Raw genomic sequence first — 26,043 nt, 5'->3', positions numbered from 1 at the left:
CCATCATGCCCGAGCGGGCCGCCGCTCCCCCGGCCGCCCGGGCGCGAACAGGCTGGCGACCACGGCGAGCGCGACGGCGGCGGCGCCGGTGAGCAGCGCGGGGCCGATCGCGCCGTCGTACCCCTGCGGCGAGAGCTGGCCGTCGTTGCCGAGGAAGACCGCCGTCAGCACCGCGATGCCGAGCGCCACTCCGAACTCGCGGACCGTCGAGTTCGCGGAGCTGGCCACCGCGAAGTCGCCCTCCGGCAGGCCCTCGAGCACGGCCGTCGCCATCGGCGCGAACGTCAGTCCCATGCCGACGCCGGCCATCAGCAGCGGCGGGACGAAGGCGGGGTACGCCGAGGCGGACTCGGTCAGCCACGCGAACCAGACGAGCGACGCCGACTGCAGCACCAGGCCGGTCGTGAGCAGCGGCCGCAGGCCGACCCGGGAGGCGAGCGCGCCGGCGACCGGGGCGACGACCATCGGCGCCGCGGTCCAGGGCAGCGTCCGGATGCCGGCCTCGAGCGGCGAGTAGCCCTGCACGATCTGCAGGTACTGCGCGAGCAGGAAGACCGTGCCGAACATGCCGAGCGTGAAGAACAGCGCGATCACGTTGGCGACCGAGAAGGTGCGCGAGGAGAAGAGCCGCAGCGGCAGCACGGCGTACGCGCGGCCGCGGGCCCAGACGACGTAGGCCGGCACCAGCAGGGCCGCGAGGACGAGCGGCACCAGGACCCGCGGGTCGGCCCAGCCGTCGTCGTTGCCGTGCACGATCCCCCACACGCCGAGGAAGACGGCGCCGCCGAGCATGAGCACGCCGGGGAGGTCGAGTCGCTGCCAGGCTCCGCGCGACTCGGGGATCGCCGCCAGCAGCAGCGGCACGGCGACGAGCGCGACCGGCACGTTGAGCCAGAAGATCGCCTGCCAGCTGACGCCGTCGACGACGGCGCCGCCGATGACCGGGCCGAGCGCGACGCCGAGGCCGCTGACGCCGCCCCAGATGCCGATCGCGGCCGCGCGCATCGCCGGTGGCACCGCGGCGGCGAGCAGCGTCAGCGAGAGCGGCATGATGGCGGCGGCGCCGACGCCCTGCACGGCGCGCGCCGCGATCAGCGCCTCTGAGCTGGTGCTCAGCGCCGACGCGATCGAGGCGGCCGTGAAGACGACGATGCCGGCGAGCATCACGCGACGCCGACCGAGGCGGTCCCCCAGCGTCGCGGCCGGGAGCATGAAGGTCGCGAACGCCAGCGTGTAGGCGTTGACGAACCACGACAGCTGACCGACCGACGCGTGGAGGTCGGTGCGGATGACCGGCAGCGCGCTGGTCATCACGAGGTTGTCGAGGGTGGCCATGAACATCGGGAGCGAGGCGGCCACGACCGCGAGCCACACCGGCGAGCGCCGGGGGCGAGCGGGGGCGACGTACCTCGCCGCGGGGGCGGCGGTGTCGACTGCGGTCATCGGGACTCCAGTTGTATGCATCGAATGATTACTTGATGCTCGACGATAAGTAATCGACTGATAACATGTCAACCATGAACGCCGCGAAAGCCACCAGGATGAGCGCCGACGATCGCCGCGAGCTGGTCATCGCGGCGGCCACGCGGGCATTCGCCCGCGGCGGGTACGCCGGCACCAGCACCGATGCGGTCGCCAGGGAGGCCGGTGTCTCGCAGCCCTACGTCGTCCGGATGTTCGGCACCAAGCTCGAGCTGTTCCTCGAGGTCTTCGAGCGGGCGGTCGGCCGGATCCGCGACGCGTTCGCGGCGGTGCTGGACGACGACCCGTTCGACCCCGCGAGCGACGACGACCGCGCGCGGATGGGGATCGCCTACACCGAGCTGCTGCGAGACCAGGACTTCCTGCAGGTGATGATGCACGGCTTCTCCGCGGGGGGCGTCCCCGAGATCTCCGCGGCCGCACGCCGGTGCATGGGAGAGGTGTTCGCGACCGTCCGGCGCACCGGCTGGGACGACGAGGAGACGCGCGACTTCATCGCCTACGGGATGCTGCTGAACGTGATGATCTCGATGCGCGCCCACGAGCACCTGGGCGAGGGCGACCCGCTGACCGCGCTCACGACGTGTGCGTTCGGCGACGCGCTCGAAATGCTTGAATCACCCGCGTGACGGCTCTCGTTCTCGGCTCCGCGTCCCCGGCCCGGCTGCAGACCCTGCGCAACGCGGGCGTCGAGCCCACGGTGATCGTCTCGGGCGTCGACGAGTCACAGCTCGACGGCCTGCCCCCTGCCGAGCTCGCCCTCCAGCTCGCCGAGCTCAAGTGCGCCGCGGTCGCCGCGCGTGACGACCTGCCCGCGGGCGCGCTGGTCCTCGGGTGCGACTCGGTGCTCGACCTCGACGGCGCCGCGCTCGGCAAGCCGGCGGACGCCGCCGACGCCACCCGCCGCTGGCAGCGGATGCGCGGCCGCTCGGGGGTGCTGCGGACCGGTCACTGCCTGCGCGACACCGCGACCGGGCGGGTGGCCGCCGCGACGGCGTCGACGACCGTGCACTTCGCCGACCTCGACGACGCCGAGATCGCGGCGTACGTCGGGACGGGTGAGCCGCTGCACGTCGCCGGCGCGTTCACGGTCGACGGTCTCGGCGGCGCGTTCGTGACCGGGATCGAGGGCGACCACCACAACGTGGTCGGGGTGAGCCTGCCGCTGCTCAGGGAGCTCGTCGCGGAGCTGGGTCACGCCTGGACGGACCTGTGGTCGCCTCGCTGACCGCGAGCGGGCCGTCGACCGCCCGGGAGTCGAGGTCGGCGAGCTCGAAGACCTGGAGCGGGTGCTGCTTGAGGTCGGCCAGGTGGACCGGGCGCCGGAACACGAGCGTCCGGAACAGGTAGAACCGCGCGACCATGCCGAGGAACAGGCCCAGCACGTTCGCCGAGACGTTGTCGGAGTAGGGGTCGTCGAGCCCGAGTGCGTTGCGGCTGATCCCCAGGCAGGCGATCGGGATCAGCATCGTGACGAAGTTGATCGCGATGAACATCAGGCGGCCGCCGTCGGCGGTCCGCGGCGGCCGGTCCCGGAAGACCCAGGTGCGGCTGCCCCGATAGCTGATCGTCATGCCCACGACGTTCGCGATCACGAACGCCAGGTAGGGGTTGCCGGACAGGGGGGCTTCCCAGCCCGTCCGGAGGCCGTGCAGCAGGAAGTTGAAGATCACCAGCGCGACGAGCGTCGCGAGACCACCGACTGCGAGGAACCGGTAAGCCTCGGTGAAGATCCGATGCCACCGGCCAGCCATGCCGCAAGGCTAACCGGTGCGGACCTCTCAACCGGTGAACAGGTCGGCGGCCTTCCGGAGCGTCTCCACGAGGCCGTACGCGAGCGGGATCCCCACGAGGGCCCAGGCCCCGACGATGCGCAAGCGCATGCGCGCACTCGCGTCGCTTCGCTCGCTCATGTCGCGCTCCTCTCCAGGTCGTCGGAGGCCGCGGGTTCGTGGAACCGGGGGTCGACGGCGCGGATCAGGACATTGGCCACGAGACCGATCACCAGCACCCCGACCATCGTGAGCAGTGCCGGGCGATAGGCGTCGGCGGTCAACTCGCCCGGGGTGCCCTGGGCGTCGAGGAAGCCGTTGATGATCAGCGGCCCGGCGATGCCGGCCGCGGACCACGCCGTCAGCAGCCGTCCGTGGATGGCGCCGACCTCGAAGGTGCCGAAGAGGTCGCGCAGGTACGCCGGGACGGTCGAGAACCCGCCGCCGTACCAGGAGATGATGACGGCCGCGAGCAACACGAAGAGCGCGACGGCGGTGTCCCCCACCGTGGCGAGCAGCAGGTAGAGCACGATCCCGCCACCGAGGTAGAGCATGTAGATCGGCTTGCGACCCACCACGTCCGAGGTCGACGACCACACGAACCGGCCGCCCATGTTGGCCAGGGACAGGAGCCCGACGAAGCCGGCGGCCGCCGTGGCGGTGACGGTCGACGCGCCGCTGGAGTCACGGAAGAAGTCCTGGATCATCGGCGCCGCCTGCTCGAGGATGCCGATGCCCGCGGTGACGTTGCAGAAGAGCACCGTCCACAGCAGCCAGAACTGCGGGGTCCGGATCGCGTTGCCGGCCGACACGCTGGCGGTGGTGACGAGGCGCTTCTCGCGCACCTCGGCCGGGTCCCATCCCTCCGGCTTCCAGCCCTCGGGCGGCACCCGCACCGTCCATGCGCCGAACATCATGAACGCGAAGTAGACGATCCCCAGCGTGACGAAGAGCATCGTGACCGCGTGCCCGTCGGCGACCGACGACGGGTCGGTGGCGTCGTACCCGCTCTGGTCGTAGAGCTGCATCAGCCGCGAGCTGAGCGGGCTGGCGATGAGCGCGCCGCCGCCGAAGCCCATGATGGCGAGGCCGGTGGCGAGCCCGGGACGGTCGGGGAACCACTTGATCAGCGTCGAGACCGGCGAGATGTAGCCGATGCCGAGCCCGATGCCGCCGATCACGCCGTAGCCCAGGTAGACGAGCCAGAGCTGCTCGGTGCCGATCCCGAGGGCCGCCACCAGGAAGCCGGCGGACCAGAAGCAGGCGGCGGTGAACATCGCGGCGCGCGGTCCGTTGTGGTCGACCCAGGTGCCGCAGACCGCCGCCGACAGCCCGAGCATCACGATCGCGATCGAGAAGATCACACCGATGGCGGTGAGGCTGGTGTCGAAGTGCTCGACCAGCGCGGTCTTGTAGACGCTCGTCGCGTAGGCCTGCCCGATGCACAGGTGCACGCACAGCGCCGCGGGTGGGATCAGCCAGCGACTGAAGCCGGGTCCCGCGACGATGCGGTCGCGGGCGAGGAAGGACGGAACCACAGGACACCTCCGAGTCGGGCCGGGTTGCTCCCCCGGCACTCGTACCCCGAAGTGAGCCCCGTCACTCCAGCGTCACTCCACGGGCAGTCCGAGCCCCCGCGCGATCAGCATCCGCTGCACCTCCGAGGTGCCCTCGCCGATCTCGAGCACCTTCGCGTCCCGGTAGAAGCGCGCCACCGGGTACTCCTCCATGAAGCCGTAGCCGCCGAAGACCTGCGTCGCGATCCGGGTGGCGGTGACGGCCGACTCGGTGGCGTAGAGCTTCGCGACGGCCGCGGCCTGCTTGAAGTCCTTCACCGGCGCGCCCCGCCCGTCCCTCTGGCTGTCCTTCATCGCGGCCGCGCGGTAGGTGAGCAGACGGCTGGCGTGCAGCATCACCTCGAGGTCGGCGATCTGGAAGGCGACGCCCTGCTTGCGCCCGATCGGGCCGCCGAAGGTCTGCCGGTCGCCGGCGTACTCGACGCTCATGTCGAGGCAGGCCTGGATGCAGCCGACCGCGAGCGCGGCGATCGCGACCCGGCCGTCGTCGAGCGTGGCGAGGAACTGCGCGTAGCCGCGGCCCCGGGTGCCGAGCAGGTGGGCCTCGGGGACCCGGACGTCCTGGAACGTCAGCGGGTGGGTGTCCGAGGCGTGCCAGCCGAGCTTGTCGTAGGCCTGCTCGGCCGTGAACCCGGGCGTGCCGCTCGGCACGATGATCGTGCTGATCTCGGCCTTGCCGGCGCGGCCGTCCTCGGGGGAGCTCACGCCGGTGCGGGCGGTCACGGTGACGAGGCTGGTGATCTCGGAGCCGGAGTTGGTGATGAACTGCTTGGCCCCGTTGACGACCCACTCGCCGCCGTCGAGCTCGGCGCGGGTCCGGGTCGCCCCGGCGTCGGAGCCGGCGCCCGGCTCGGTGAGCCCGAAGCCGGCGAGCCGCTCGCCCGCGACGAGGTCGGGCAGCCAGGTCCCCCGCTGCTCGTCGGTGCCGTAGGCGAGGATCGGGTTGATGCCGAGTCCGACCGCGGCCTCGAGGGTGATGCCGAGGGACTGGTCGACGCGGCCGATCTCCTCGATCGCGACGCACAGGCTCGTGAAGTCGCCGTCCTCGCCGGCCCCGCCGTACTCCTCGGGAGCGGTGAGGCCGAAGAGCCCGAGTGCGCCCATCTTGCGCACGACGTCGACCGGGAAGTGGTGCTCGCGGTCCCACCGCGCCGCGTGCGGCGCGATCTCGGCCTCCGCGAAGTCGCGGACGCTGCGACGGAACTCCTCGTGCTCACGGGACAGCCCGAACGTCGACTGGGTGCTCATGCGCGGCAGCCTAGTCGCTGTGGTTAGCGATTGTTAACCGCGGTTCCCGGCCGCCTCGCGAGGTGCCGGGGTGGCCAGGTGGCGCGGCAGTCGGTCGAGATCGCGGCCGGGCGTCGGGGCCGAAGTCGAGGCCGGGACCGGGCGAGGATGTCGGTCGCCGGCACCGCCGGCCCGGGCCCCTGCTGCGGGCGGCGACGATGGCATACTTCGCCGCGATGGCAGAGCCGCAGACCAGCCTCCGGCGCGAAGTGGCCACCCTCGCTCCCCCGGTCCTGCTCCTGCTGGCGATGCTCGAGGTCGCCGCTCGGCATGGCGCCGGCCACCGCGGACTCGCGCTCGCGGGGCTCGTCGTCCTGGTCACCCAGGTGCTTCCTGGCGCACTGGTGTGGCGGTCGGTCCGGCCGGTGCGCGGCTGGCTCGTCGAAGACCTGGCGATGGGTCTGGCCACCGGAGCTGCCATGGCCGTGCCGTGCCAGGTCGTGGCCGTCGCGCTCGGCCAGCGGTGGCTCAGCGCAGCGCTACCGGTGGCCGTCGCGGTCGCGCTCATCGCTGTCCCGCTCACCCGGAGAAGGATCGGGTCTCGGGCGTGCGACCCCCTTCCGTGGGCGTGGGGCGCCTCCGTGGCCGCGACCAGCGTCGGGCCGATGCTCGCCGTCCTCGCCGTCTACGCGAGTCCGCTCCGGTGGCGCGGATGGCTGGCGCCGTACGTCGACGCGCCCTTCCACCAATCACTCGTCGGCGAGCTGATGCACCACTTCCCGCCGCACTATCCGCAGGCCGGGTTGGAGACGGTCAGGTATCACTGGTTCTCCCACGCATGGAGCGCTCAGATCGCGACGGTGTCGGGCGCCGAGATCGACACCGTGCTGTGGCGCTTCGCCCCGGCACTGCTCATGATCGCCGCGCCGGTCGCGCTCGCGACCGCAGCGATGCGCCTCACCGGCCGGTCCTGGTCAGCGCCGCTCGCGGCCGCGCTGGCCTACCTGCTTCCCGATGTGACTCCGTGGGGAACGGCGGCCCTCACGACGCCACTGCACACGCCGTACTCACCGAGCCAGCAGCTCGCCGCCCTGCTCGTCGTGAGCGTGATCGCGCTGCTCACCCTGCGCTGGCGGGGCGAGGCACCCCCCTGGTCCCTCCTGCCCCTCGGACTGATGTTGGTGGTCGCGGGTGGGACCAAGGGCAGCACCCTCCCCGTCGTCCTCGCCGGCGCGTTGCTGGCGGTCGCGGCACTCCTCGCCCTCCGTGACCGAGAACGGCTGCGAGTGGTGGCGGTGGACACCCTCGTCATCGGCGCCGTCCTCCTCGTCCTCGTCAGGTTCGTGACCGGCAGCGGAGAGGGCCTGACCCTCGACTACGGCCGGGCCTTCGCCCAGGCCGCGGGAGTCCAGATCGCCGGCCATGACGTCGACCCGGCGAGCGCCGTCGGAGTCGTCGCAGCAGCCCTCGTACTGCTCACCCGGTTGCTCGCTGCACTTGCCGGGCTCTCGCTGCTCGTGCTCCGCACGACCCGGCGCGACCCGATGACGTGGCTGCTGGTCGGTTCCAGTGCCGCGGGAGCGGGCGCCCTGGTCCTCCTCAGCGTCCCGGGGTCGGGCCAGCTGTACTTCTTCCTCGCCGCGAAGTCTTCCCTGGCGCTGGCCGGGGCGTGGGGGACGACCGAGCTGCTCCAGCGAGCGGGGACGATCCGGCCGCTCGTGGTGGCCGGTCTCGGCGTCGGGATTCTCGCCCTTCCCGCCGCTCAACTGACGGTCGGGAGGGACGTGCCGGGGGTCGGTCGCGCGGTCCTGGCGCTCACCCTGCTGCTCGTGCTGATCGCCCTCGGCGCACTCGTGGCCGCTCGAGCCACGCGCACCAGGGCTCGCGGTGCGATCGCGGTCGCGGCCGTGTCCCTGTCGGTCGCGGCGGCGGTGCCGGCCGTGCAAGCGGTCGTCGACTGGGAGCAGCCGGCAGCCGCGGTCCACCCCACGCCGACGTCCATGGCGATCAGCTTCGGGGACGTTCGCGCTCTGCGCTGGCTGCGCGACCACTCCGATCCCGACGACGTCGTGGCGACCAACAACCACTGCCTCACTCCGGTCGCGGACCCGTGCGACCGGCGCCGGTTCTTCGTCGGTGCCTACGCCGAGAGACGGTCCCTCGTCGAGGGGTGGACCTACAACTGGCGAGCTGCGGAGCTCTACACGGAGTACGGGTCGGCGCTCTACGCCGATGCCCAGTTCTGGGACCAGGACCTGTTGGCACTCAACGACGGCTTCATCGCGAAGCCGGACGCCGAGCAGGCGCGAAGGCTCTGGGGCCTCGGCGTCCGGTGGGTCGTCGTCTGGGCCGACGCTCCGCATGCCGACGACCTCGCGCCGTTCGCGACCGAGGCGCACCGCGGCAGGACGGTCACGATCTATCGGATGACCGGGCCCCGATGACCGGTCGGGCGCGCCGCCGGTGCGACAAGGGCCACACCCCGCCGCGCGCCCACTGGCGATAGCCTGCCCCGCGGAGATGCTGTCGTTCCCAATCACGGAGCAGGAGTCGCAGGTGCCGGACACGAAGCCGTTGCAGAAGGTCCTGATCGCCAACCGCGGAGAGATCGCGGTGCGGGTGATCCGGGCGTGCAAGGACGCCGGCATCGGCAGCGTCGCCGTCTACGCCGAGCCGGACCGCGACGCGCTGTTCGTGCGGCTGGCCGACGAGGCGCACTCGCTGGGCGGGGCCACGCCGGCGGACTCCTACCTCGACATCGCCAAGATCATCGCGGTCGCCGAGAGGTCGGGGGCCGACTCCGTGCACCCCGGCTACGGCTTCCTCGCCGAGAACGCCGACTTCGCGCAGGCCGTCCTCGACGCGGGCCTGGTCTGGATCGGTCCGCCGCCCGCCGCGATCGAGGCGCTGGGCGACAAGGCCAAGGCCAAGCACATCGCGGTGAAGGCGAACGCTCCGTTGGCCCCGGGCACCAAGGACCCGCTCGAGGACGCCGACGAGGCGGTGCGGTTCGCGGAGGAGAACGGCCTCCCGATCGCGATCAAGGCCGTCTTCGGCGGCGGCGGCCGCGGCCTCAAGGTCGCCCGCACCCTCGAGGAGATCCCGGACGCCTTCGAGTCTGCGGTGCGCGAAGCGGTCGGCGCGTTCGGTCGCGGCGAGTGCCTCGTCGAGAAGTTCCTCGACAAGCCCCGGCACGTCGAGACCCAGTGCCTGGCCGACCAGCACGGCAACGTCGTCGTGGTCTCCACCCGCGACTGCTCGCTCCAGCGCCGCAACCAGAAGCTCGTCGAGGAGGCCCCCGCGCCGTTCCTCTCCGACGCGCAGCTGACCGAGCTCTACGAGTCCTCCAAGCGCATCCTGCGCGAGGCCGGCTACTACGGCGCCGGCACCTGCGAGTTCCTCGTCGCCCAGGACGGCTCGATCTCGTTCCTCGAGGTCAACACCCGCCTCCAGGTCGAGCACTGCGTGTCCGAGGAGGTCACCGGCATCGACCTGGTCCGGGAGATGTTCCGGATCGCGGCCGGCGAGGAGCTCGGGTACGGCGACCCGGAGATCCGCGGCCACTCGATCGAGTTCCGCATCAACGCCGAGGACGGCGGCCGAAACTTCATGCCCGCCCCCGGCACCCTGTCGGCGTGGAGCCCGCCGCAGGGCCCGGGCATCCGCATCGACGGCGGCTACGAGAACGGCGAGACCGTCCCCGGCTCGTTCGACTCGCTGATCGCCAAGCTGATCGTCACCGGTCGCGACCGCACCCAGGCGCTCGAACGCTCGCGCCGCGCACTGGACGAGTTCGTCGTCGACGGCATGCCGACGGTCATCCCGTTCCACCAGGCGGTCGTGCGCGACCCGGCGTACGTCGGTCCGTCGAACCCGGCCGGCCAAGGACCGGCGGAGGGCTCGTTCGACGTCTACACGCAGTGGATCGAGACCGACTTCGACAACCAGATCCAGCCCTACGCCGGCGACACCGCCGAGGCGGAGGAGGCCGGCGAGCGGCAGAAGGTCGTCGTCGAGGTCGGCGGCAAGCGCCTCGAGGTCGTCCTGCCGGGCGGCATGGGCGCGATCTCGGCGGCCGGCGGTGGCGGCGCGGCCAGGAAGCCGAAGCGCGCGGGGGGCAAGAAGGCCGGCGCCGCGGCCAGCGGCGACGCCGTCACCAGCCCGATGCAGGGCACGGTCGTCAAGGTCGTCGTCGAGGAGGGCCAGCAGGTCACCGAGGGAGACACGGTGGTCGTCATCGAGGCGATGAAGATGGAGCAGCCGCTCAAGGCCCACAAGGCCGGCACCGTCACCGGCCTGCAGGCCGAGGTCGGCCAGACCGTCGCCAACGGCGCTGTCATCTGTGAGCTCGCGGACTGATCGCCGATAGCCTCGGGCGCATGCCCGAGCTCCGTGAACCCAGCCAGCGGGTCAGTCCCCGGGCCCGCCTGATGTGGGCGACCTCGGCCGGGCTCGAGGCCGCCGTGCTGGTCGCGATCGTCGTCGTGGCCGGTCCGGCCACCGGCTGGCTGCCGATCCCGGCCTGGGTGATCGTCCTCGTCGCGCTCGCCGCGGCGGCGTACGTCGTGGTCGTGCCGCTCTGGCGCTACCGGGTGCACCGCTGGGAGGTCACCGCGACGGCGGTCTACACCCAGACCGGCTGGTGGGTGCGTGAGCGGCGGATCGCGCCGATGTCTCGTCTCCAGACCGTCGACCACGCCGAGGGCGCGATCGCGCGGCTCTTCGGGCTCGCGACGGTCACCGTGACCACCGCCTCGGCTGCCGGGGCGCTGGAGATCGTCGGCCTCGACCGGCACCGGGCGCTGGCGCTCGTCGACGAGCTCGCCGTGCAGGCGGACACCGTGCCCGGCGACGCGACATGACGGACCGGATGGGCGACTGGCAGCGGCTGGATCCGCGGATGCTGTTGATCTACCCCGTCCGCGAGCTGGTGCGCTTCCTGCCCGCCCTGGTGGCGATCTTCGTCGCCGGCACCGCCGCCGGCCGGACCGACTGGTGGCACGGGCTGGGCGTCGCGATCCCGGTCGCACTCGGCGTGCTGCGCTACTTCACGACGTACTTCCGGGTCACCGACACCCGCGTCGAGCTGCGCCGCGGACTCGTCAACCGGCACCTGCTGTCGACGCCGCTCGACCGGGTCCGCACCGTCGACGTCACCGCGTCCCTCACCCACCGGCTGCTCGGGCTGACGAGCGTGCGGATCGGCACCGGCACGGCCTCGACCGACGACGACGACCACCTCGACCTCGACGGGCTGCCGGTCGGGCAGGCACGTCGGCTGCGCACCGACCTGCTCCGCCTCGACGAGACCGGGGACGAGCCGGTCCGGACCGACCGCGTGGTGGTGCGGTTCGACCCGGCGTGGGTGCGGTTCGCGCCGCTGACGACGACCGGCCTGGTGCTCGCCGGCGGTGCACTGGGCCTCGCCGCCCAGGCGACCAGCTCGGTCGGCGGCTTCGACGACCTCGACGCCGAGGGCCTCGTCGACGGCACGTCCGGGTGGTCGGTCTGGCTGGCGATCCCGGTCGGCCTGGTGGTGCTGCTGGTCGTGGTCTCGGCACTGGCCATCGGCGGGTACGTCGTGGCGAACTGGGGCTTCACCCTCACCCACACCGGACCCAGCCGGCGGGGCGCGTGGCACCTGCGCCGCGGCCTGCTCACCACCCGGGAGACCACCGTCGACGACGAGCGGGTCAGCGGAGTCAGCGTCGCCGATCCGCTCGGGCTGCGCCTGGCGCGGGGTGCGCGGGTCTCCGCGATCGTCACCGGCCTGGACCGCAGCGAGTCCGGCAGCGCCCTGCTGGCCCCGCCGTGTCCGCGGCCCGTCGTCGACCAGGTGGCGGCCGAGGTCCTCGGCACCGCGGCACCGCTGACGGTGCCACTCACCTCGCACGGCCCGCGCGCCCGCGGCCGCCGCTACACCCGCGCGCTCGGCCCGACGGTCCTGGTGGTGGGCGTGGTGGCGCTGCTGGTCGGCGTCGGCGTGCTGGCCCCGTGGTGGCTGGCCACGCTGGTCGCGCTGCCGGCCGCCTGCCTGCTGGCCCGCGACCGGGCCCACGCGCTGGGCCACGCGCTGGCCGACGGCCACCTGGTCGCGCGCTCGGGCAGCCTGGCCCGGCGCCGGGAGGCGCTGGCCGTGCCGGGCGTGATCGGCTGGAACCTGCGCTCGTCGTGGTTCCAGCGCCGCGCCGGCCTCACGACGCTCGTCGCGACGACGGCCGGCGGTCCGCAGGCCGTCACCGTGCTCGACGTACCTGTCGACGCGGCGGTGGCGCTCGCCCACGACTCCATGCCGGAGCTCGTGCGCCAGTTCGTCGTCTCGCCGCACGCGGGGGCGACGGCGCCGGGCCGGTCCGGCTTATAGCGTGTCCGCCATGTTCTCCAAGGTGCTGGTCGCCAACCGCGGCGAGATCGCGATCCGGGCACTCCGCGCGGCGTACGAGCTCGGCGCGCGCACGGTGGCCGTGTTCCCCCACGAGGACCGGTGGTCCGAGCACCGGCTCAAGGCCGACGAGGCCTACGAGATCGGTGAGCGCGGCCACCCGGTGCGCGCCTACCTGGACCCCGAGGGGATCGTCGCCGTCGCGCTGCGGGCGGGCGCCGACGCCGTCTATCCGGGCTACGGGTTCCTGTCCGAGAACCCGGCGCTCGCCGAGGCGTGCGCCAACGCGGGCATCACCTTCGTCGGGCCGACGTCCGAGGTGCTCGAGCTGACCGGCAACAAGGCGCGGGCGATCGCCGCGGCGCGGGCGGCCGGCGTCCCGACGCTCGCGAGCGTCGACCCGTCCACCGACGTCGACGCGCTGGTCGCGGCGGCGAGCGAGCTGCCGTACCCGCTGTTCGTGAAGGCGGTCGCCGGTGGCGGTGGTCGCGGCATGCGGAGGGTCGACGACGGTGGCGTCGACGGGGCCCACCTGCGGGAGGCCGTCGAGACCTGCATGCGAGAGGCGGAGGGCGCCTTCGGCGACCCGACCGTCTTCATCGAGCAGGCCGTGGTCGACCCGCGCCACATCGAGGTGCAGATCCTGGCCGACGGCACCGGGGAGGTCATCCACCTCTTCGAGCGCGACTGCTCGGTGCAGCGGCGCCACCAGAAGGTCGTCGAGATCGCGCCGGCGCCCAACCTCGACCCCGGGCTCCGCGATCGGATCTGCGCCGACGCCGTGCGCTTCGCCCGCGAGATCGGCTACCGCAACGCCGGCACCGTCGAGTTCCTGCTCGACCCGCAGGGCAACTACGTCTTCATCGAGATGAACCCGCGCATCCAGGTCGAGCACACCGTGACCGAGGAGGTCACCGACGTCGACCTCGTGCAGTCGCAGCTACGGATCGCCGCGGGCGAGACGCTCGACGACCTCGGTCTCGCCCAGGACACCGTCCAGCTGCGCGGTGCCGCGCTGCAGTGCCGCATCACCACCGAGGACCCGGCCAACAACTTCCGCCCTGACACCGGCGTGATCACGACGTACCGCTCCCCCGGCGGCGGCGGGGTCCGCCTCGACGGCGGCACGACGTACACCGGCGCCGAGGTCTCCGCTCACTTCGACTCGATGCTGGCCAAGCTCACCTGCCGCGGCCGCACCTTCGACAAGGCGGTCGAGAAGGCCCGCCGCGCCGTCGCCGAGTTCCGCATCCGCGGCGTGTCCACCAACATCCCGTTCCTCCAGGCCGTGCTCGCCGACCCCGACTTCGCGGGCGGCCGCGTGACCACGTCGTTCATCGAGACCCACCCGCAGCTGCTGCAGGCCCGCGGGTCGGGCGACCGCGGCAGCAAGCTGCTCAGCTACCTCGCCGACGTCACCGTCAACCAGCCGTACGGCGCGGCGCCGGTGAGCCTCGACCCGGTCGCGAAGCTCCCGTCCGTCGACCTCGACCTGCCCGCTCCCGACGGCACGCGGCAGCTGCTGCTCGAGGTCGGGCCGGCGGAGTTCGCTCGCCGGCTCCGCGCGCAGAGCGACGTCGCGGTCACCGATACGACGTTCCGCGACGCGCACCAGTCGCTGCTGGCGACCAGGGTCCGCACCCGCGACCTGCTGGCGGTCGCCGGCCACGTCGCCCGGACCACGCCGGAGCTGTGGTCGCTGGAGTGCTGGGGCGGCGCGACGTACGACGTGGCGCTGCGGTTCCTCTCCGAGGACCCGTGGGAGCGCCTGGCCGCGCTGCGCCAGGCGGTGCCGAACATCTGCCTGCAGATGCTGCTGCGCGGCCGCAACACGGTCGGCTACACGCCGTACCCGACCGACGTCACCACCGCCTTCGTCGAGGAGGCGGCGGCCACCGGCATCGACGTCTTCCGCGTCTTCGACGCGCTCAACGACGTCGAGCAGATGCTGCCCGCGATCCAGGCGGTGCGTGCGACCGGCACCGCGGTCGCGGAGGTCGCGCTCTGCTACACCGGCGACCTGTCGGATCCCGACGAGCGGCTCTACACGCTCGACTACTACCTACGGCTCGCCGACCGGATCGTCGAGGCGGGCGCCCACGTGCTCGCGATCAAGGACATGGCAGGCCTGCTACGGGCACCCGCCGCGCGGACGCTCGTCACCGCGCTGCGCGAACGCTTCGACCTGCCCGTCCACCTGCACACCCACGACACCGCCGGCGGCCAGCTCGCGACGCTGCTCGCCGCGATCGACGCGGGCGTCGACGCCGTCGACGCCGCCGCCGCCTCGATGGCCGGCACCACCTCGCAGCCGCCGCTGTCGGCGCTGGTCTCCGCCACCGACCACGGCGCGCGCGAGACCGGCCTCGCGCTGGCCGCCGTCAACGCGCTCGAGCCCTACTGGGAGGCGACCCGGCGGGTCTACGCGCCGTTCGAGTCCGGCCTGCCGTCGCCGACCGGACGCGTCTACCGCCACGAGATCCCGGGCGGCCAGCTCTCCAACCTGCGCCAGCAGGCGATCGCCCTCGGCCTCGGGGAGAAGTTCGAGCAGATCGAGGACATGTACGCCGCCGCGAACGACATCCTCGGCAACGTCCCGAAGGTGACTCCCTCCTCGAAGGTCATCGGCGACCTGGCCCTGCACCTGGTCGCCGTCGGTGCCGACCCGGCCGAGTTCGCCGAGGACCCGGGCAGGTTCGACATCCCCGACTCGGTCATCGGCTTCCTCAACGGCGAGCTCGGCGACCCGCCCGGTGGGTGGCCGGAGCCCTTCCGCACCCGCGCGCTCGAGGGCCGCAAGCACAAGCCCCCCGTCGAGGAGCTCACCGCCGACCAGCGGGAGGCGCTCGCCGGCGAGCGCGGTGCCACCAACCCCGTCCGTCGCCGGATGCTCAACGAGCTCCTCTTTCCGGGGCCGACGAGGGACTTCGCGGAGTCGCGCGCGACCTACGGCGACCTGTCGGTGGTGCCGACCCGTGAGTACCTCTACGGACTGCGCCAGGGGGTCGAGCACGAGGTCGAGCTCGAGGAGGGCAAGACCCTGATCTTCGGCATCCAGGCGGTCAGCGAGGCCGACGAGCGCGGCATCCGCACGGTGCTCGCGACGGTCAACGGCCAGCTGCGTCCGGTCAACGTACGAGACCGCTCGGTTGCCTCGGAGGTCGCCACCGCCGAGAAGGCCGACCCGGCCCGGCCCGGCCACGTCGCCGCGCCGTTCCAGGGCGTCGTGACCGTGGTCGTGTCCGAGGGCGACAAGGTCGCCGCCGGCGACACGGTCGCGACGATCGAGGCCATGAAGATGGAGGCCGCCATCACCGCCCCCGTCGCCGGCACGGTCGACCGCGTCGCCCTCGGCGGCCCCCAGGCCGTCGACGGCGGCGACCTGGTGCTCGTGCTGGCCTGAGCGGTGGTGGCGGGGCGGGTGGCGGGGCGGGTGGCTGCGCCGGTGCCGGAATACCCGGTGCACCGGGTATTCCGGCGCTTCTGGGGCGATGCAACACCCGAGAAGCGCGGGCAGTGCCCGAGAAGTACGCCGCCGCGGTCGACGAATGGGCCGCCCGCCCCTCCCCGGTGGCGCCGCGGAGGGAGTTGTCGGACGTGACCGACCACGAGGGCACCCCGGTCGTCGCCGGGGTCGTCACCGCGGTCGTCGGCACCAGCAGCTCGTTCGTCGTCGTGCTCACCGGCCTCGCCGCGGTCGGCGCGAGCCCCGCGCAGGCCGCATCCGGGTTCCTCACGCTGCTCGTGACGCAGGCACTCGGCATGCTCTGGCTCTCGATCCGGCACCGCGCGCCGATCACGCTCGCCTGGTCGACCCCCGGCGCGGCGCTGCTGATCTCGACCGGCGTCGTGACCGGCGGCTGGCCCGCGGCGGTCGGGGCGTTCGTCGTCACCGGCCTGCTCATCGTGCTCACCGGCCTCGTCCCGACGCTGGGCGACCTCGTCTCGCGCATCCCGACGTCGCTCGCCCGGGCGATGCTCGCCGGCGTCCTCGTGCCGATCTGCCTCGAGCCGGTCACCGGGCTCGCCGACTCCCCGGCGTACGTCGGCCCCGTGGTGCTCACCTGGCTGGTCATGCACCGCGTCTCCCGACGCTGGGCGGTGCCGGCCTCCCTCGCCGTCGCGCTGGTCGTCGTGGTGCTCACCGCGGGCTCGTCGGTGGACGCGGCGGACCTCGTGCCGTCGCTGGCCTGGACGACGCCGCACTGGACGCTCCAGGCGGTCGTGAGCATCGCGTTGCCGCTCTACGTCGTGACGATGGCCTCCCAGAACGTGCCCGGCGTCGCGATCGCCTCGAGCTACGGGTACGCCGTGCCGTGGCGGGAGACCATGAGCGTGACCGGCATCGGCACGGTGGTCGGCGCGCCGTTCGGCGGGCACGCGATCAACCTCGCCGCGATCACGGGCGCACTGACCGCCGGCCCGACGGCCGGGCCGGACCGCAGCCGTCGTTGGGTCGCGGCCGTGGCCGCGTCGACCACGTATCTCGTGCTCGCGCTGTGCTGCGGCGCCCTGACCGCGCTGGTGGCGGCAGCGCCCGGCGGTGTCATGCAGGCGGCCGCCGGCCTCGCCCTGCTCGGCACCCTGGCGTCCTCGCTCGCGGGTGCCCTGGCCGACGAGGACGGGCGGGAGGCCGCCGTGGTGTGCTTCATCGTCGCGGCGTCGGGCGTGACCGTGCTCGGCATCGGCGCGGCGTTCTGGGCGCTGGTCGCCGGGCTCGTGCTGCGGCCGCTGCTCGGGCGCGCGGTCAGCGCGGCGAGATCGTGAAGGTCAGCCAAGTCGACCGCAGGCCCAGCGCCGACCGGAAGGTGTCGCCGCTGACGGTCACCTGGCCGCCCGTGCCGGTGAGCGTGATCGAGCCGACCCGACCGCCCCAGGCGCCGTTGCCGTCGCGCGAGGTGACCTCGATACGCCCGAGGTCGCCGATCTCCGGCCAAGCCTGCTCGAGCCGGGTGTCGGTGACCACGAGCGTCCAGTCGTGCACCGGGTTGCCGGCCCAGCCGTCGTACGGGTCCTCACGCGCGGCCAGGTAGGGCACCGAGCCCGCCGCGGTCCACCCGCCGCTGCTCGAGCCGAACTGCGTGAACGCGGGCTCGCCGCCGACGGTCAGCACCTGCGTCCGGGTGTCCCGGATCGCCCGGTTGGCGGCACGGTGCTCGGCAGCGACGCCGCCGTAGACCTGGCACGAGGTCGTGTCGCAGATCTGGTACGCCGAGGACCGCGGGTGGGCGCGTTCGTACGCCGCGTAGGTGCGGGCCGCGACCGCCTGGGCCCGGACGGCCTCGGTGCTCCAGGACGCCGGGATCTCGAGCGGCACGACGCCGCGCAGGTACTTCTCGAGGCGCAGCTCGTTGACGGTGGCGCGCGTCCCGGTGCCGGTGAGCGCGGTGCGGAGCCGGCCCCGGTAGGAGCGGTCACCGGACGGCGTGACCAGCGTGATCGGCCTGCCCCCGGCGAAGAACTCGCCCGTGCCCTGCAGGGTCGCGAACGGGTGCCACCGGTCCGTCAGGTAGGAGACCCTGCCGACGCCGGCGCGGCCGGTCACGACGCGCCACGCGGTCGCGCCGTTCTCGGGCAGCGGCGAGCGCCCCCGGACCGCGGTGTCGCGCAGCGTCAGGCCGCTGCGGGCCCGGACGACGAGGTCCCTCGGCGACGAGTCCGCGGTGATCTGGACGGTCACCCGCCCGACGGCAGTGCCCCACTGCGTGCCGGCGTAGTAGAACTCGGCGATCTGCTGGTAGGTCAGACCCTGGCGCGCGGCGCCCTCCGCGCCGTACTGCGACATGCCGTGGCCGTGCCCGTAGCCGTGCCCGACGATCGCGATGTGGGCCGCATGGGTCACGTCCCAGGCGCTCGTCTCGCGCTTCGCGGCGCCCGCGGGCGCCGCGGAGATCGCGGCGAGCGCGAGGGTCAGCGCGCCGACCAGCAGGCCGGCGCGCGCGGGCGCGGTCGTGCGACGCATGGGATCCCCGTGGCTCGAAGTGGCTCGTGGTGCGAATGTGACGAGACATCGCACCATGGCCAGATCGGCCCCGCAATCTGAACCTGAGAACTACACTTATGTAATTTCCAGGAGCGTCGAGCGCAGGCCCATCCAGTCGCGGAAGTCGTCGCCCGAGACGGTCTGCGTGCCGCCCGTGCCAGTCACCGTGAGCTCGAGGGCCCGCCCTCCGTAGGGGCCCCGACCGTCGCGGCTGGTCACCGCGATCGAGACCAGGTCGCCCATGCCGGGCCAGTTGCGGGTGATGTCCGCGGCAGCGAACGTCGTGGTCTCGGGATCCTCGCCGAGGACGCCGGTGTCGAACGGGTCCGCCTCCGCGCGCAGGTAGGGGTAGCCGCCGTCCACGCTCCAACCGCCGTTGCTGGCCGAGAACTGCGCGAAGATCGGACGGCCCTCGCGGGTGACGACCTTGTGCCTGGTCGCCTTGATGGCGCGATCCGTCTGCGGCGTCTCGTCGGCGACGCCGCCGTAGACCTGGCAGGCATCGGTGTCACAGAGGTCGTAGGGGTCGTGCCGGTTGTCGCGACGCTCGAACGCGGCGTAGGTGCGCGCGGCGACGGCCTGCGACCGGAGCGCATGGGTCGGCCACGACGGGAACACCTCGCGGGGGACGACACCGCGCAGGTAGGCGTCGATCGGCAGCACGTTGACGGTGTCGCGCTTGCTGCCCGAGTCGTTGACGGAGGTGGAGCGCAGGGCGCCTCGGTACGCCGTGCGGCCGCCCGGGGTCTTCAGCTCGATCGGCTGGCCGCCGGCGGTGAACTCGGCGTCCCCCTTGACGGTGCGCCACCGGTGCCAGCGGCCCGTCTTGAAGGAGACCTTCGAGCGGTGACCGGCCGGCTGGAGCTTCCACGCCCGGACCTCCTTGCCGTGCACCCTCTCCCGCAGCCGCCAGGTGCGGTCGTTGCCGAGCGCGTGCAGCTTGAGGCCGGGTCGCGCGACCACGACGACGTCGCGCGAGGTGTCGCCGGAGATCTGGATCCGGATCCTGCCGCCGGAGTTGCCCCACCTCGTGCCGGGGTAGTAGTGGCGCACGATCTCGCGCCAGCGCTGGCCGGCCTCGGCGCGGGCGCGGGCGCCGTACTGCGAGAGGCCCTTGCCGTGGCCCCACCCCACGGTCGTGATCGTGACGGTCTCGAGCTTGCGGCGCTCCGGCTGCGCCGGGTCGGCGGTCGCCGGCGCGGTGGTCGCGGCCAGGGCCAGGGTCACGGACAGGGCGACGGCGGCGCGCCGGAACGGCATCGAGACCTCCTGGGTGAGCGGACGGAGGGGTCAGGCTAGCCGAGCGCCGCAAGCGCCTGCGCGTGACCTCACACGCGGTGCAGCCGGCGCGCGGCCTCGGCGAGCGAGCCGCTCATCGACGGGTAGACCGTGAAGGCCTGGGCGAGCTGGTCGGCGGTCAGCGACTCGGCGACGGCGATCGAGACGGGGTGGATCAGCTCGCTCGCCCGCGGGCCGACGACGACGCCGCCGACGATGCTGCCGGTGCCCGGACGGCACAGCAGCTTCACGAAGCCGTCGCGGACGCCCTGCATCTTGGCGCGCGGATTGCCCGACAGCGGGAGCGTGACGACCTCGGCCTGGAGCTCCCCGGCGTCGACGGCCTGCTGCGACCAGCCGACGGTGGCGATCTCGGGCGCGGTGAACACGTTCGACGACACCGTCTTCAGGTCGAGCGGGTGCACGGTGTCGCCGAGGAAGTGCCACATCGCGATCCGGCCCTGCATTGCCGCGACGCTGGCGAGCATCAGGACGCCGGTGCAGTCGCCCGCGGCGTACACGCCCCGGGCGGAGGTGCGCGAGACCCGGTCGACGTTGACGAAGCCGCCGTCCTTGAGGATGACTCCGGCCTCCTCGAGGCCCATGTCGTCGGTGTTCGGGACCGAGCCGAGCGCCAGGATGCAGTGGGAGCCCTGGACGGTCCGGCCGTCGGTGAGCGTCACGGTCACGACGTCGCCGTCGCGGGTCACCGACTCCATGCGCGACCGGGAGAGCACGTTCATGCCGCGGCGGGTCAGCACGTCCTCGAGCACCTTCGCGGCGTCGGCGTCCTCGCCCGGCAGCACCCGATCGCGGCTGGAGACCAGCGTGACCGGGATGCCGAGGTTGAGGTAGGCGCTGGCGAACTCGGCGCCGGTTACGCCGGATCCGACCACGATGAGCTCGGTCGGCACCTCGGTGAGGTCGTAGACCTGCTCCCAGGTGAGGATGCGCTCGCCGTCGGGCTGGGCGCCGGGGAGCGTGCGCGGCGCGGCACCGGTCGCGATGAGCACGGCGTCGGCGCGCAGCATCTGCTCGCTGCCGTCGTCGAGCTGCGCGACCACGCGGTCGGGCCCGGCCAGGCTGCCGCGCCCCTTGACGACCGTGACGCCGTCGCGGGTCAGACGTCGCTCGATGTCGGAGGACTGCTCGGCGGCGAGCCCCTTGACCCGGGCGTTCAGGCGGGCCAGGTCGACCCGGATCGACGTGGCCGCGTCACCCTCGGAGTCGAGGAAGTTCACGCCGAGCTCCGCGGCGCCGGACAGCTCGCTCATCACCTCGGCGGTGGCGATGAGCGTCTTGCTCGGCACGCAGTCGGTGAGGACCGCCGAGCCACCCACGCCGTCGGTGTCGACGATCGTGACCTCGGCGCCGAGCTGCGCGGCGACGTGCGCCGCCTCGTAGCCGCCGGGGCCGCCGCCGATGATGACGACTCGCTCAGTCATGCATTCCTCTCAAGTCACCGGGTCTCGACTCGTCGGACCGCGGCCCCGTTCCTCGGCCGCGCCGCCGGCTCGACCTCGTCCTCCGACGCCTCAGAGGTTGATCATGTGGCCGGCGATGCCCTCGACGGCCTCCTTCATCGCCTCCGACAGGGTGGGGTGGGCGAAGACGTTCCGCGCGACCTCGTCGGCCGTGAGGTCCCACTGCTGGGCCAGCGTGAGCGCCGGCAGCAGCTCGGTCACCTCGGGGCCGATCATGTGGGCGCCGACGATCTCGTTGTACTCCGCGTCGGCCACGATCTTCACGAACCCGACCCCCTCGGCCATGCCGCGGGCCTTGCCGTTGGCCGAGAACGGGAACGTCGCGACCTTCACGTCGTACCCCTTCTCCTTCGCCTGCGCCTCGGAGTAGCCGAACGACGCGATCTGCGGCTGGCAGAAGGTCGCGCGCGGGATCATGTCGAAGTTGATCTCGACGGTCTCGGCGTCGGCGATCGTCTCGGCGGCGACCACGCCCATGGCCTCGGCGGTGTGGGCGAGCATCAGCTTGCCGGTGACGTCGCCGATCGCGTAGATGTTCGGGACGTTGGTGCGGCCGCGGGCGTCGACCGCGATCGCGCCACGATCGGTCAGCTCGATGCCGGCGTTGTCGAGGCCGTAGCCCTCGACGCGCGGGGCGAAGCCGAACGCGGCGAGCATCCGGTCGGCCTCGAGCACCTGGCCGTCGCCGCCCCCGGCGGGGCTGACGGTGACCTTCACGCCGCTGCCGGTGTCCTCCACGGAGTCGACCTTGGTGGACAGCAGGACCTTGACGCCGAGCTTCTTGTACTGCTTGAGCAGCTCCTTGGAGACGTCGGCGTCCTCGGTCGGGACCATCCGGTCGAGGAACTCGACGATCGTGACGTCGACGCCGAAGTTGGCGAGCACGTAGGCGAACTCGACGCCGATCGCGCCGGAGCCGCCGATGATGACGCTCCCCGGCAGGTCGTCGTCGAGGATCTGCTCCTCGTAGGTGACGACGTTGTCGCTCTGGCGCATGCCCGGCAGCATCCGGACCTTCGCACCGGTCGCGATGATCAGGTTGTCGAACGTGTAGGACGTCTTGTCGCCGTCCTTGTCGACCTCGACCTCACCCGTGCCCTTGATGGTGCCCCAGCCGTCGATCTCGGTGATCTTGTTCTTCTTCATCAGGTAGTGCACGCCCTTGGCGCTGGCCTCGGCGACGCCGCGGCTGCGCTTGTGGGTCACGCCGAAGTCCATCGTGGCGTCACCGCCGATCCCGAAGGTGTCCTTCTCCTTCGTGATGATGTGCGCGATCTCCGCGTTGCGCAGCAGCGCCTTCGACGGGATGCACCCGACGTTGAGGCACACGCCGCCCCAGTACTTCTCCTCGACGACGGCGACGGTCTGGCCGAGCTGGGCGGCGCGGATCGCGGCGACGTACCCACCGGGGCCGGCGCCGAGGACGAGGGTGTTGAAGTGGGTGCTCACGCCCGTCAGCCTACTGACGTGGGCGAGGTCACCCCGAACCGCTCCACTACCCTGCTCGCGTGACCCACTACGCCGCCTACGGGACCAACCTCGATCCCACCCGGATGGGCGAGCGGGCGCCGCACTCCCCGCTCTCGACGGTCGGCTGGCTGCAGGGGTGGCGGCTCACGTTCGGAGGTGAGGAGCACGGCTGGGACGGCGCCCTGTCGACGATCGTCGAGGACCCGCTGGAGCAGGTCTTCGTCGCGGTCTACGACATCACCCGCGAGGACGAGTCGCAGCTCGACGGCTGGGAGGCCGCCGACTCGGGCCTCTACCGCAAGACCAAGGTCCGCGTCGCGACCATGACCGGGTCGGTCGTCGCGTGGACCTACGTCCTCGATGCCTACGAGGGCGGGCTGCCCTCGGCGTCGTACCTCGGCATCCTCGCCGACGCCGCCGAGGCGGCCGACGCGCCCGCCGACTACGTCGCCGCGCTGCGCAACCGCCCCTGCCGCTCGATCGGGCTGTAGCGACACCCGTGGACCGACGGCCGTGACCTGCTCGACGGCCGGGACGGCGGCAGGTCAGCCGCCCGTGTGGCAGACCGCCTCGACGTTGTTGCCGTCGGGGTCGCGGACGAAGGCGCCGAAGTAGCCCTCGTGGTACTCCGGCCACAGGCGCGGCTCGTGGAGCACCTCGGCTCCGAGCGCGACCGCGGCGTCGAAGAAGGCGCGGACGGCGTCGGCCGACTCGGCCCGGAAGGCGACGTGCACCTCGCGGTTGGGGCCGGAGGACGGACCGCCGTCGGGCTGGGTGCCGATCCAGAAGTCGGGCTGGCCGGGGAGGCCGTAGCCGATCGCGACCTCGAAGTCCATCACCCGGCCGAAGCCGAGCACCCCCAGGGTCTTGTCGTAGAACGCGGCCGACGCGGCGAGGTCGGCGCAGTTGATGCCGAAGTGATCGATCATGTGGGCATCGTGCCCGGGGCCACCGACACTGGTCGTGAGGGCGGGTCCGCGGACCGACGCCGCCGGATCATCGATCGCACCCACCGACGATTAGAGTCCCTCGGGTGAACGCGCCGATCGACACCGCCGACCCGTACTCCCACGCCCAGGACGCCGCCACTCGCCTCGCCGAGCTCACCGGCGTCGACAGCCACGACGTCGCCCTCGTCCTCGGGTCGGGGTGGCTGCCGGCCGTCGACGCTCTCGGCGAGGCCACCGCGGAGATCGACACCACGGACCTCCCGGGCTTCAGCGCCGCGGCGGTCGCCGGCCACGCCGGCAAGATCCGCTCGATCAGGTCCGGTGACCGGCACCTGCTGGTGTTCCTCAGCCGCACGCACTTCTACGAGGGCAAGGGCGTCGAGGCCGTCGTCCACGGAGTCCGTACGGCGGCCCGGGCGGGCTGCCGCGCCATCGTGCTCACCAACGGGTGCGGTGGCCTCAAGGACACGTGGACGCCGGGCACCCCGGTCCTCATCTCCGACCACATCAACCTCACCGGCCGCAGCCCGATCGTCGGCCCGCGGTTCGTCGACCTCACCGACCTCTACAGCTCCCGGTTGCGCGCGCTGTGCCGCGAGGTGGACCCCAGCCTCGACGAGGGCGTCTACGTCCAGTTCCCCGGCCCCCACTACGAGACCCCCGCCGAGGTCCGGATGGCCGGCATCATCGGCGGCCACCTCGTCGGCATGAGCACGACCCTCGAGGCGATCGCCGCCCGCGAGGCCGGCATGGAGGTGCTGGGCATCAGCCTGGTCACCAACCTCGCCGCGGGCATCAGCACCCAGCCGCTCAACCACGAGGAGGTGCTCGAGGCGGGCCGGGCAGCGGCCTCGCGGATGGGCGACCTGCTCGGACGGGTCGTCCCGCGCATCTGACCTCGCCCACTGTCCGACCTCCAGCACAGGAGCACGATGACCGCCCTCCACCCGACCACCGACCTCCGGCTGTCGGCGGCCATGCGCGAGGGCTCCCGCGCGGAGCACCAGGCTGCCGAGGACTCGACGTTCATGGCCGAGCTGCTGGCCGGCCGCGTCAACCAGCAGGGGTACGCCGACTACCTCCTCCGGCTGCGTGGCGTCTACGCGACGCTGGAGGAGACCGTCCGCGCCCACCGCGCCGACCCGGCCGTCGCCGCCGTTCACGACACCGCGCTCGAACGGGTGGACGCCCTCGACGACGACCTCGACCACTGGGCGCCCGGGGGGCCGCGCGCCGTCGACTCCCCCGCCGCCGACGCCTACCGGCAGCGGCTCGTCGCGGCCGCCGCGGAGTGGCCGGCGCTGCTGGTCGCCCACCACTACACCCGGTACCTCGGCGACCTGTCCGGCGGCCAGGCCATCGGACGCGTCCTCGACCGCACCTTCGACCTCGGCGGCACGGGCATCGCGTTCTACGACTTCGCGCAGATCGCCAAGCCGAAGATCTACAAGGACGGCTACCGCGCGCGACTCGACGAGCTGGGCACGACCGCGGGGGAGCAGGCCCGGATCGTCGACGAGGTCCGGATGGCGTTCCGACTCAACCAGGAGGTGTTCGCCGAGCTGGGCGAGCGCCTCGAGGCGTACGCTCGCTGACCGTGAAGGTCCTCGTCACCGGTGCCGCCGGCACCATCGGCCGGGTCGTCACCGCCGGCCTCGCCGACCACGGCCACGACGTGGTCGGCCTCGACCGCCGCCCGGTGCCCGACGGCTGGAGCGGCACCTGGCACACGCTCGACTGCGCCGACCCCGATGCCGTCGACGCCGCGTTCGCGCAGGAGCGGCTCGACGCCGTGGTCCACCTGGCCGGCGAGCCGGGGTCGACCGACCTCGGCACCGCGCTGACCTCCCACGCCCTCACGACCGCGGCGCTCCTCGACGCGATGGTCGAGCACGGCGTACCCCGCATCGTCTACGCCTCGTCCAACCACGCCGTCGGCCTGACGCCTCGTCGGGACGTCGTGGGTGCCGACGCGCGTCCACGACCCGACACCTTCTACGGCGTGGCGAAGGTCGCCGCGGAGGCGCTGCTGAGCCTGTACGCCGACCGCCACGGCATCGACGCGGTCGCGTGCCGGATCGGGTCCTTCCGCGACCGGCCCGAGACGCAGCGGCAGCTCGCGACCTGGCTCTCCCCGGGTGACTGCGTGCGGATGGTCGAGGCCGCGCTCACCGCGACCGCGCCCGGCTTCGCCGTGGTCTACGGGATCTCCGCCAACACCCGCGGCTGGTGGGACCTCGCGCCGGGGCGCGCGCTCGGCTACGAGCCGCAGGACGACGCCGAGGCGCACGCCGCCACGATCGCGGCGCGGCCCGGCGACGACGCGGAGGCCGCGCACGTCGGCGGCGACTGGGCGACGCCGGCCTTCGACCGCCCGGCGTTCGAGCGCCGCTGACTGAGTTCCTAAGGGAAGTCAAGCGACCTCGGGGGTGGTTATC

22 protein-coding genes are annotated in these 26,043 nt (G+C 72.7%); 12 read left to right on the top strand and 10 right to left on the bottom strand.

Translation table 11 applies throughout. The features are described from left to right. Positions 1-3: 3 nt before the first annotated feature. Positions 4-1,443, bottom strand: coding sequence for an MFS transporter (locus PZ894_RS05315; RefSeq protein ID WP_275743157.1), 1,440 nt, complete (start codon positions 1,441-1,443; stop codon positions 4-6). A 74-nt stretch (positions 1,444-1,517) separates the two neighbouring features. On the opposite strand from PZ894_RS05315, the gene PZ894_RS05310 reads away from it, so the two are divergent. Then, positions 1,518-2,111, top strand: a complete 594-nt coding sequence (locus PZ894_RS05310) for a TetR/AcrR family transcriptional regulator (RefSeq protein ID WP_275743155.1) — start codon at positions 1,518-1,520, stop codon at positions 2,109-2,111. Further along, positions 2,108-2,710: a Maf family protein gene (locus PZ894_RS05305; RefSeq protein ID WP_275743153.1), complete on the top strand. Its 603-nt coding sequence runs from the start codon at positions 2,108-2,110 to the stop codon at positions 2,708-2,710. Before PZ894_RS05310 ends, PZ894_RS05305 begins: the two co-directional genes overlap by 4 nt. On the opposite strand, the gene PZ894_RS05300 is transcribed toward PZ894_RS05305, so the two are convergent. The 4 genes from PZ894_RS05300 to PZ894_RS05285 all read right to left on the bottom strand — a co-directional run bounded on the left by PZ894_RS05300 (position 2,652) and on the right by PZ894_RS05285 (position 6,079). Further along, positions 2,652-3,236 carry a GtrA family protein gene (locus PZ894_RS05300; protein ID WP_275743151.1) on the bottom strand — a complete coding sequence of 195 codons (585 nt, stop codon included), beginning with the start codon at positions 3,234-3,236 and terminating at the stop codon, positions 2,652-2,654. The genes PZ894_RS05305 and PZ894_RS05300 overlap by 59 nt on opposite strands. 27 nt (positions 3,237-3,263) lie before the next feature. After that, positions 3,264-3,395: a hypothetical protein gene (locus PZ894_RS05295; RefSeq protein ID WP_275743149.1), complete on the bottom strand. Its 132-nt coding sequence runs from the start codon at positions 3,393-3,395 to the stop codon at positions 3,264-3,266. Next, on the bottom strand, positions 3,392-4,792 hold the full coding sequence (locus PZ894_RS05290) for an OFA family MFS transporter (protein ID WP_275743147.1): 1,401 nt from the start codon (positions 4,790-4,792) through the stop codon (positions 3,392-3,394). The genes PZ894_RS05295 and PZ894_RS05290 overlap by 4 nt, the downstream gene beginning before the upstream one ends. A 72-nt stretch (positions 4,793-4,864) precedes the next feature. After that, positions 4,865-6,079: an acyl-CoA dehydrogenase family protein gene (locus PZ894_RS05285; protein WP_275743145.1), complete on the bottom strand. Its 1,215-nt coding sequence runs from the start codon at positions 6,077-6,079 to the stop codon at positions 4,865-4,867. 215 nt (positions 6,080-6,294) lie between these two features. Between PZ894_RS05285 and PZ894_RS05280 the strand changes: the two genes are divergently transcribed. From PZ894_RS05280 to PZ894_RS05255, 6 genes are all read left to right on the top strand, one after another. Next, positions 6,295-8,502 carry a hypothetical protein gene (locus PZ894_RS05280; protein WP_275743143.1) on the top strand — a complete coding sequence of 736 codons (2,208 nt, stop codon included), beginning with the start codon at positions 6,295-6,297 and terminating at the stop codon, positions 8,500-8,502. 112 nt (positions 8,503-8,614) lie between these two features. Beyond that, complete coding sequence (locus PZ894_RS05275; protein WP_275743141.1) at positions 8,615-10,417, top strand: biotin carboxylase N-terminal domain-containing protein; 1,803 nt, start codon at positions 8,615-8,617, stop codon at positions 10,415-10,417. Positions 10,418-10,437: 20 nt separating this feature from the next. Further along, a complete protein-coding gene (locus tag PZ894_RS05270) occupies positions 10,438-10,920 on the top strand; it encodes a PH domain-containing protein (RefSeq protein WP_275743139.1) in 483 nt (160 codons plus the stop codon). After that, a complete protein-coding gene (locus PZ894_RS05265) occupies positions 10,917-12,422 on the top strand; it encodes a PH domain-containing protein (protein WP_275743137.1) in 1,506 nt (501 codons plus the stop codon). The genes PZ894_RS05270 and PZ894_RS05265 overlap by 4 nt, the downstream gene beginning before the upstream one ends. Positions 12,423-12,432: 10 nt before the next feature. After that, on the top strand, positions 12,433-15,843 hold the full coding sequence (locus PZ894_RS05260) for a pyruvate carboxylase (RefSeq protein ID WP_275743135.1): 3,411 nt from the start codon (positions 12,433-12,435) through the stop codon (positions 15,841-15,843). Positions 15,844-16,037: 194 nt separating this feature from the next. Continuing rightward, on the top strand, positions 16,038-17,207 hold the full coding sequence (locus tag PZ894_RS05255; protein ID WP_275743134.1) for a benzoate/H(+) symporter BenE family transporter: 1,170 nt from the start codon (positions 16,038-16,040) through the stop codon (positions 17,205-17,207). Here PZ894_RS05255 and PZ894_RS05250 read toward each other — a convergent pair. From PZ894_RS05250 to lpdA, 4 genes are all read right to left on the bottom strand, one after another. Further along, entirely contained in the window at positions 17,188-18,402 is a 1,215-nt protein-coding gene (locus PZ894_RS05250; protein ID WP_275743132.1) for a SpoIID/LytB domain-containing protein, read from the bottom strand. The two genes, PZ894_RS05255 and PZ894_RS05250, sit on opposite strands and share 20 nt — an antisense overlap. 96 nt (positions 18,403-18,498) lie before the next feature. Continuing rightward, the gene (locus PZ894_RS05245; protein WP_275743130.1) at positions 18,499-19,683 is read right to left on the bottom strand and encodes a SpoIID/LytB domain-containing protein; all 1,185 of its coding nucleotides are present in this window, start codon (positions 19,681-19,683) and stop codon (positions 18,499-18,501) included. 68 nt (positions 19,684-19,751) lie between these two features. Beyond that, entirely contained in the window at positions 19,752-21,146 is a 1,395-nt protein-coding gene (locus PZ894_RS05240) for an NAD(P)H-quinone dehydrogenase (RefSeq protein WP_275743128.1), read from the bottom strand. A gap of 90 nt (positions 21,147-21,236) precedes the next feature. Beyond that, on the bottom strand, positions 21,237-22,634 hold the full coding sequence (gene lpdA, locus PZ894_RS05235) for a dihydrolipoyl dehydrogenase (RefSeq protein WP_275743126.1): 1,398 nt from the start codon (positions 22,632-22,634) through the stop codon (positions 21,237-21,239). A gap of 59 nt (positions 22,635-22,693) precedes the next feature. On the opposite strand from lpdA, the gene PZ894_RS05230 reads away from it, so the two are divergent. After that, entirely contained in the window at positions 22,694-23,146 is a 453-nt protein-coding gene (locus PZ894_RS05230) for a gamma-glutamylcyclotransferase (protein WP_275743124.1), read from the top strand. A 54-nt stretch (positions 23,147-23,200) separates the two neighbouring features. Here PZ894_RS05230 and PZ894_RS05225 read toward each other — a convergent pair whose 3' ends face one another. Continuing rightward, on the bottom strand, positions 23,201-23,584 hold the full coding sequence (locus PZ894_RS05225; RefSeq protein ID WP_275743122.1) for a VOC family protein: 384 nt from the start codon (positions 23,582-23,584) through the stop codon (positions 23,201-23,203). A 104-nt stretch (positions 23,585-23,688) separates the two neighbouring features. Between PZ894_RS05225 and PZ894_RS05220 the strand changes: the two genes are divergently transcribed. The 3 genes from PZ894_RS05220 to PZ894_RS05210 are packed head-to-tail and all read left to right on the top strand — an operon-like array spanning position 23,689 to position 26,000. Then, positions 23,689-24,501 (top strand): purine-nucleoside phosphorylase, encoded by an 813-nt coding sequence (locus PZ894_RS05220; RefSeq protein WP_275743120.1) that lies wholly within the window; start codon positions 23,689-23,691, stop codon positions 24,499-24,501. A gap of 36 nt (positions 24,502-24,537) precedes the next feature. Beyond that, positions 24,538-25,200: a biliverdin-producing heme oxygenase gene (locus PZ894_RS05215; RefSeq protein ID WP_275743118.1), complete on the top strand. Its 663-nt coding sequence runs from the start codon at positions 24,538-24,540 to the stop codon at positions 25,198-25,200. Between the two features lie 2 nt (positions 25,201-25,202). After that, complete coding sequence (locus tag PZ894_RS05210; protein ID WP_275743116.1) at positions 25,203-26,000, top strand: NAD(P)-dependent oxidoreductase; 798 nt, start codon at positions 25,203-25,205, stop codon at positions 25,998-26,000. Positions 26,001-26,043: the final 43 nt, after the last annotated feature.

The sequence above is a fragment of the Nocardioides sp. YIM 152315 genome, assembly GCF_029210375.1.
Lineage (GTDB): Bacteria > Actinomycetota > Actinomycetes > Propionibacteriales > Nocardioidaceae > Nocardioides.
Note: the sequence above shows the minus strand (reverse complement) of the source record. Positions and strands in the feature narration are given on the sequence as shown.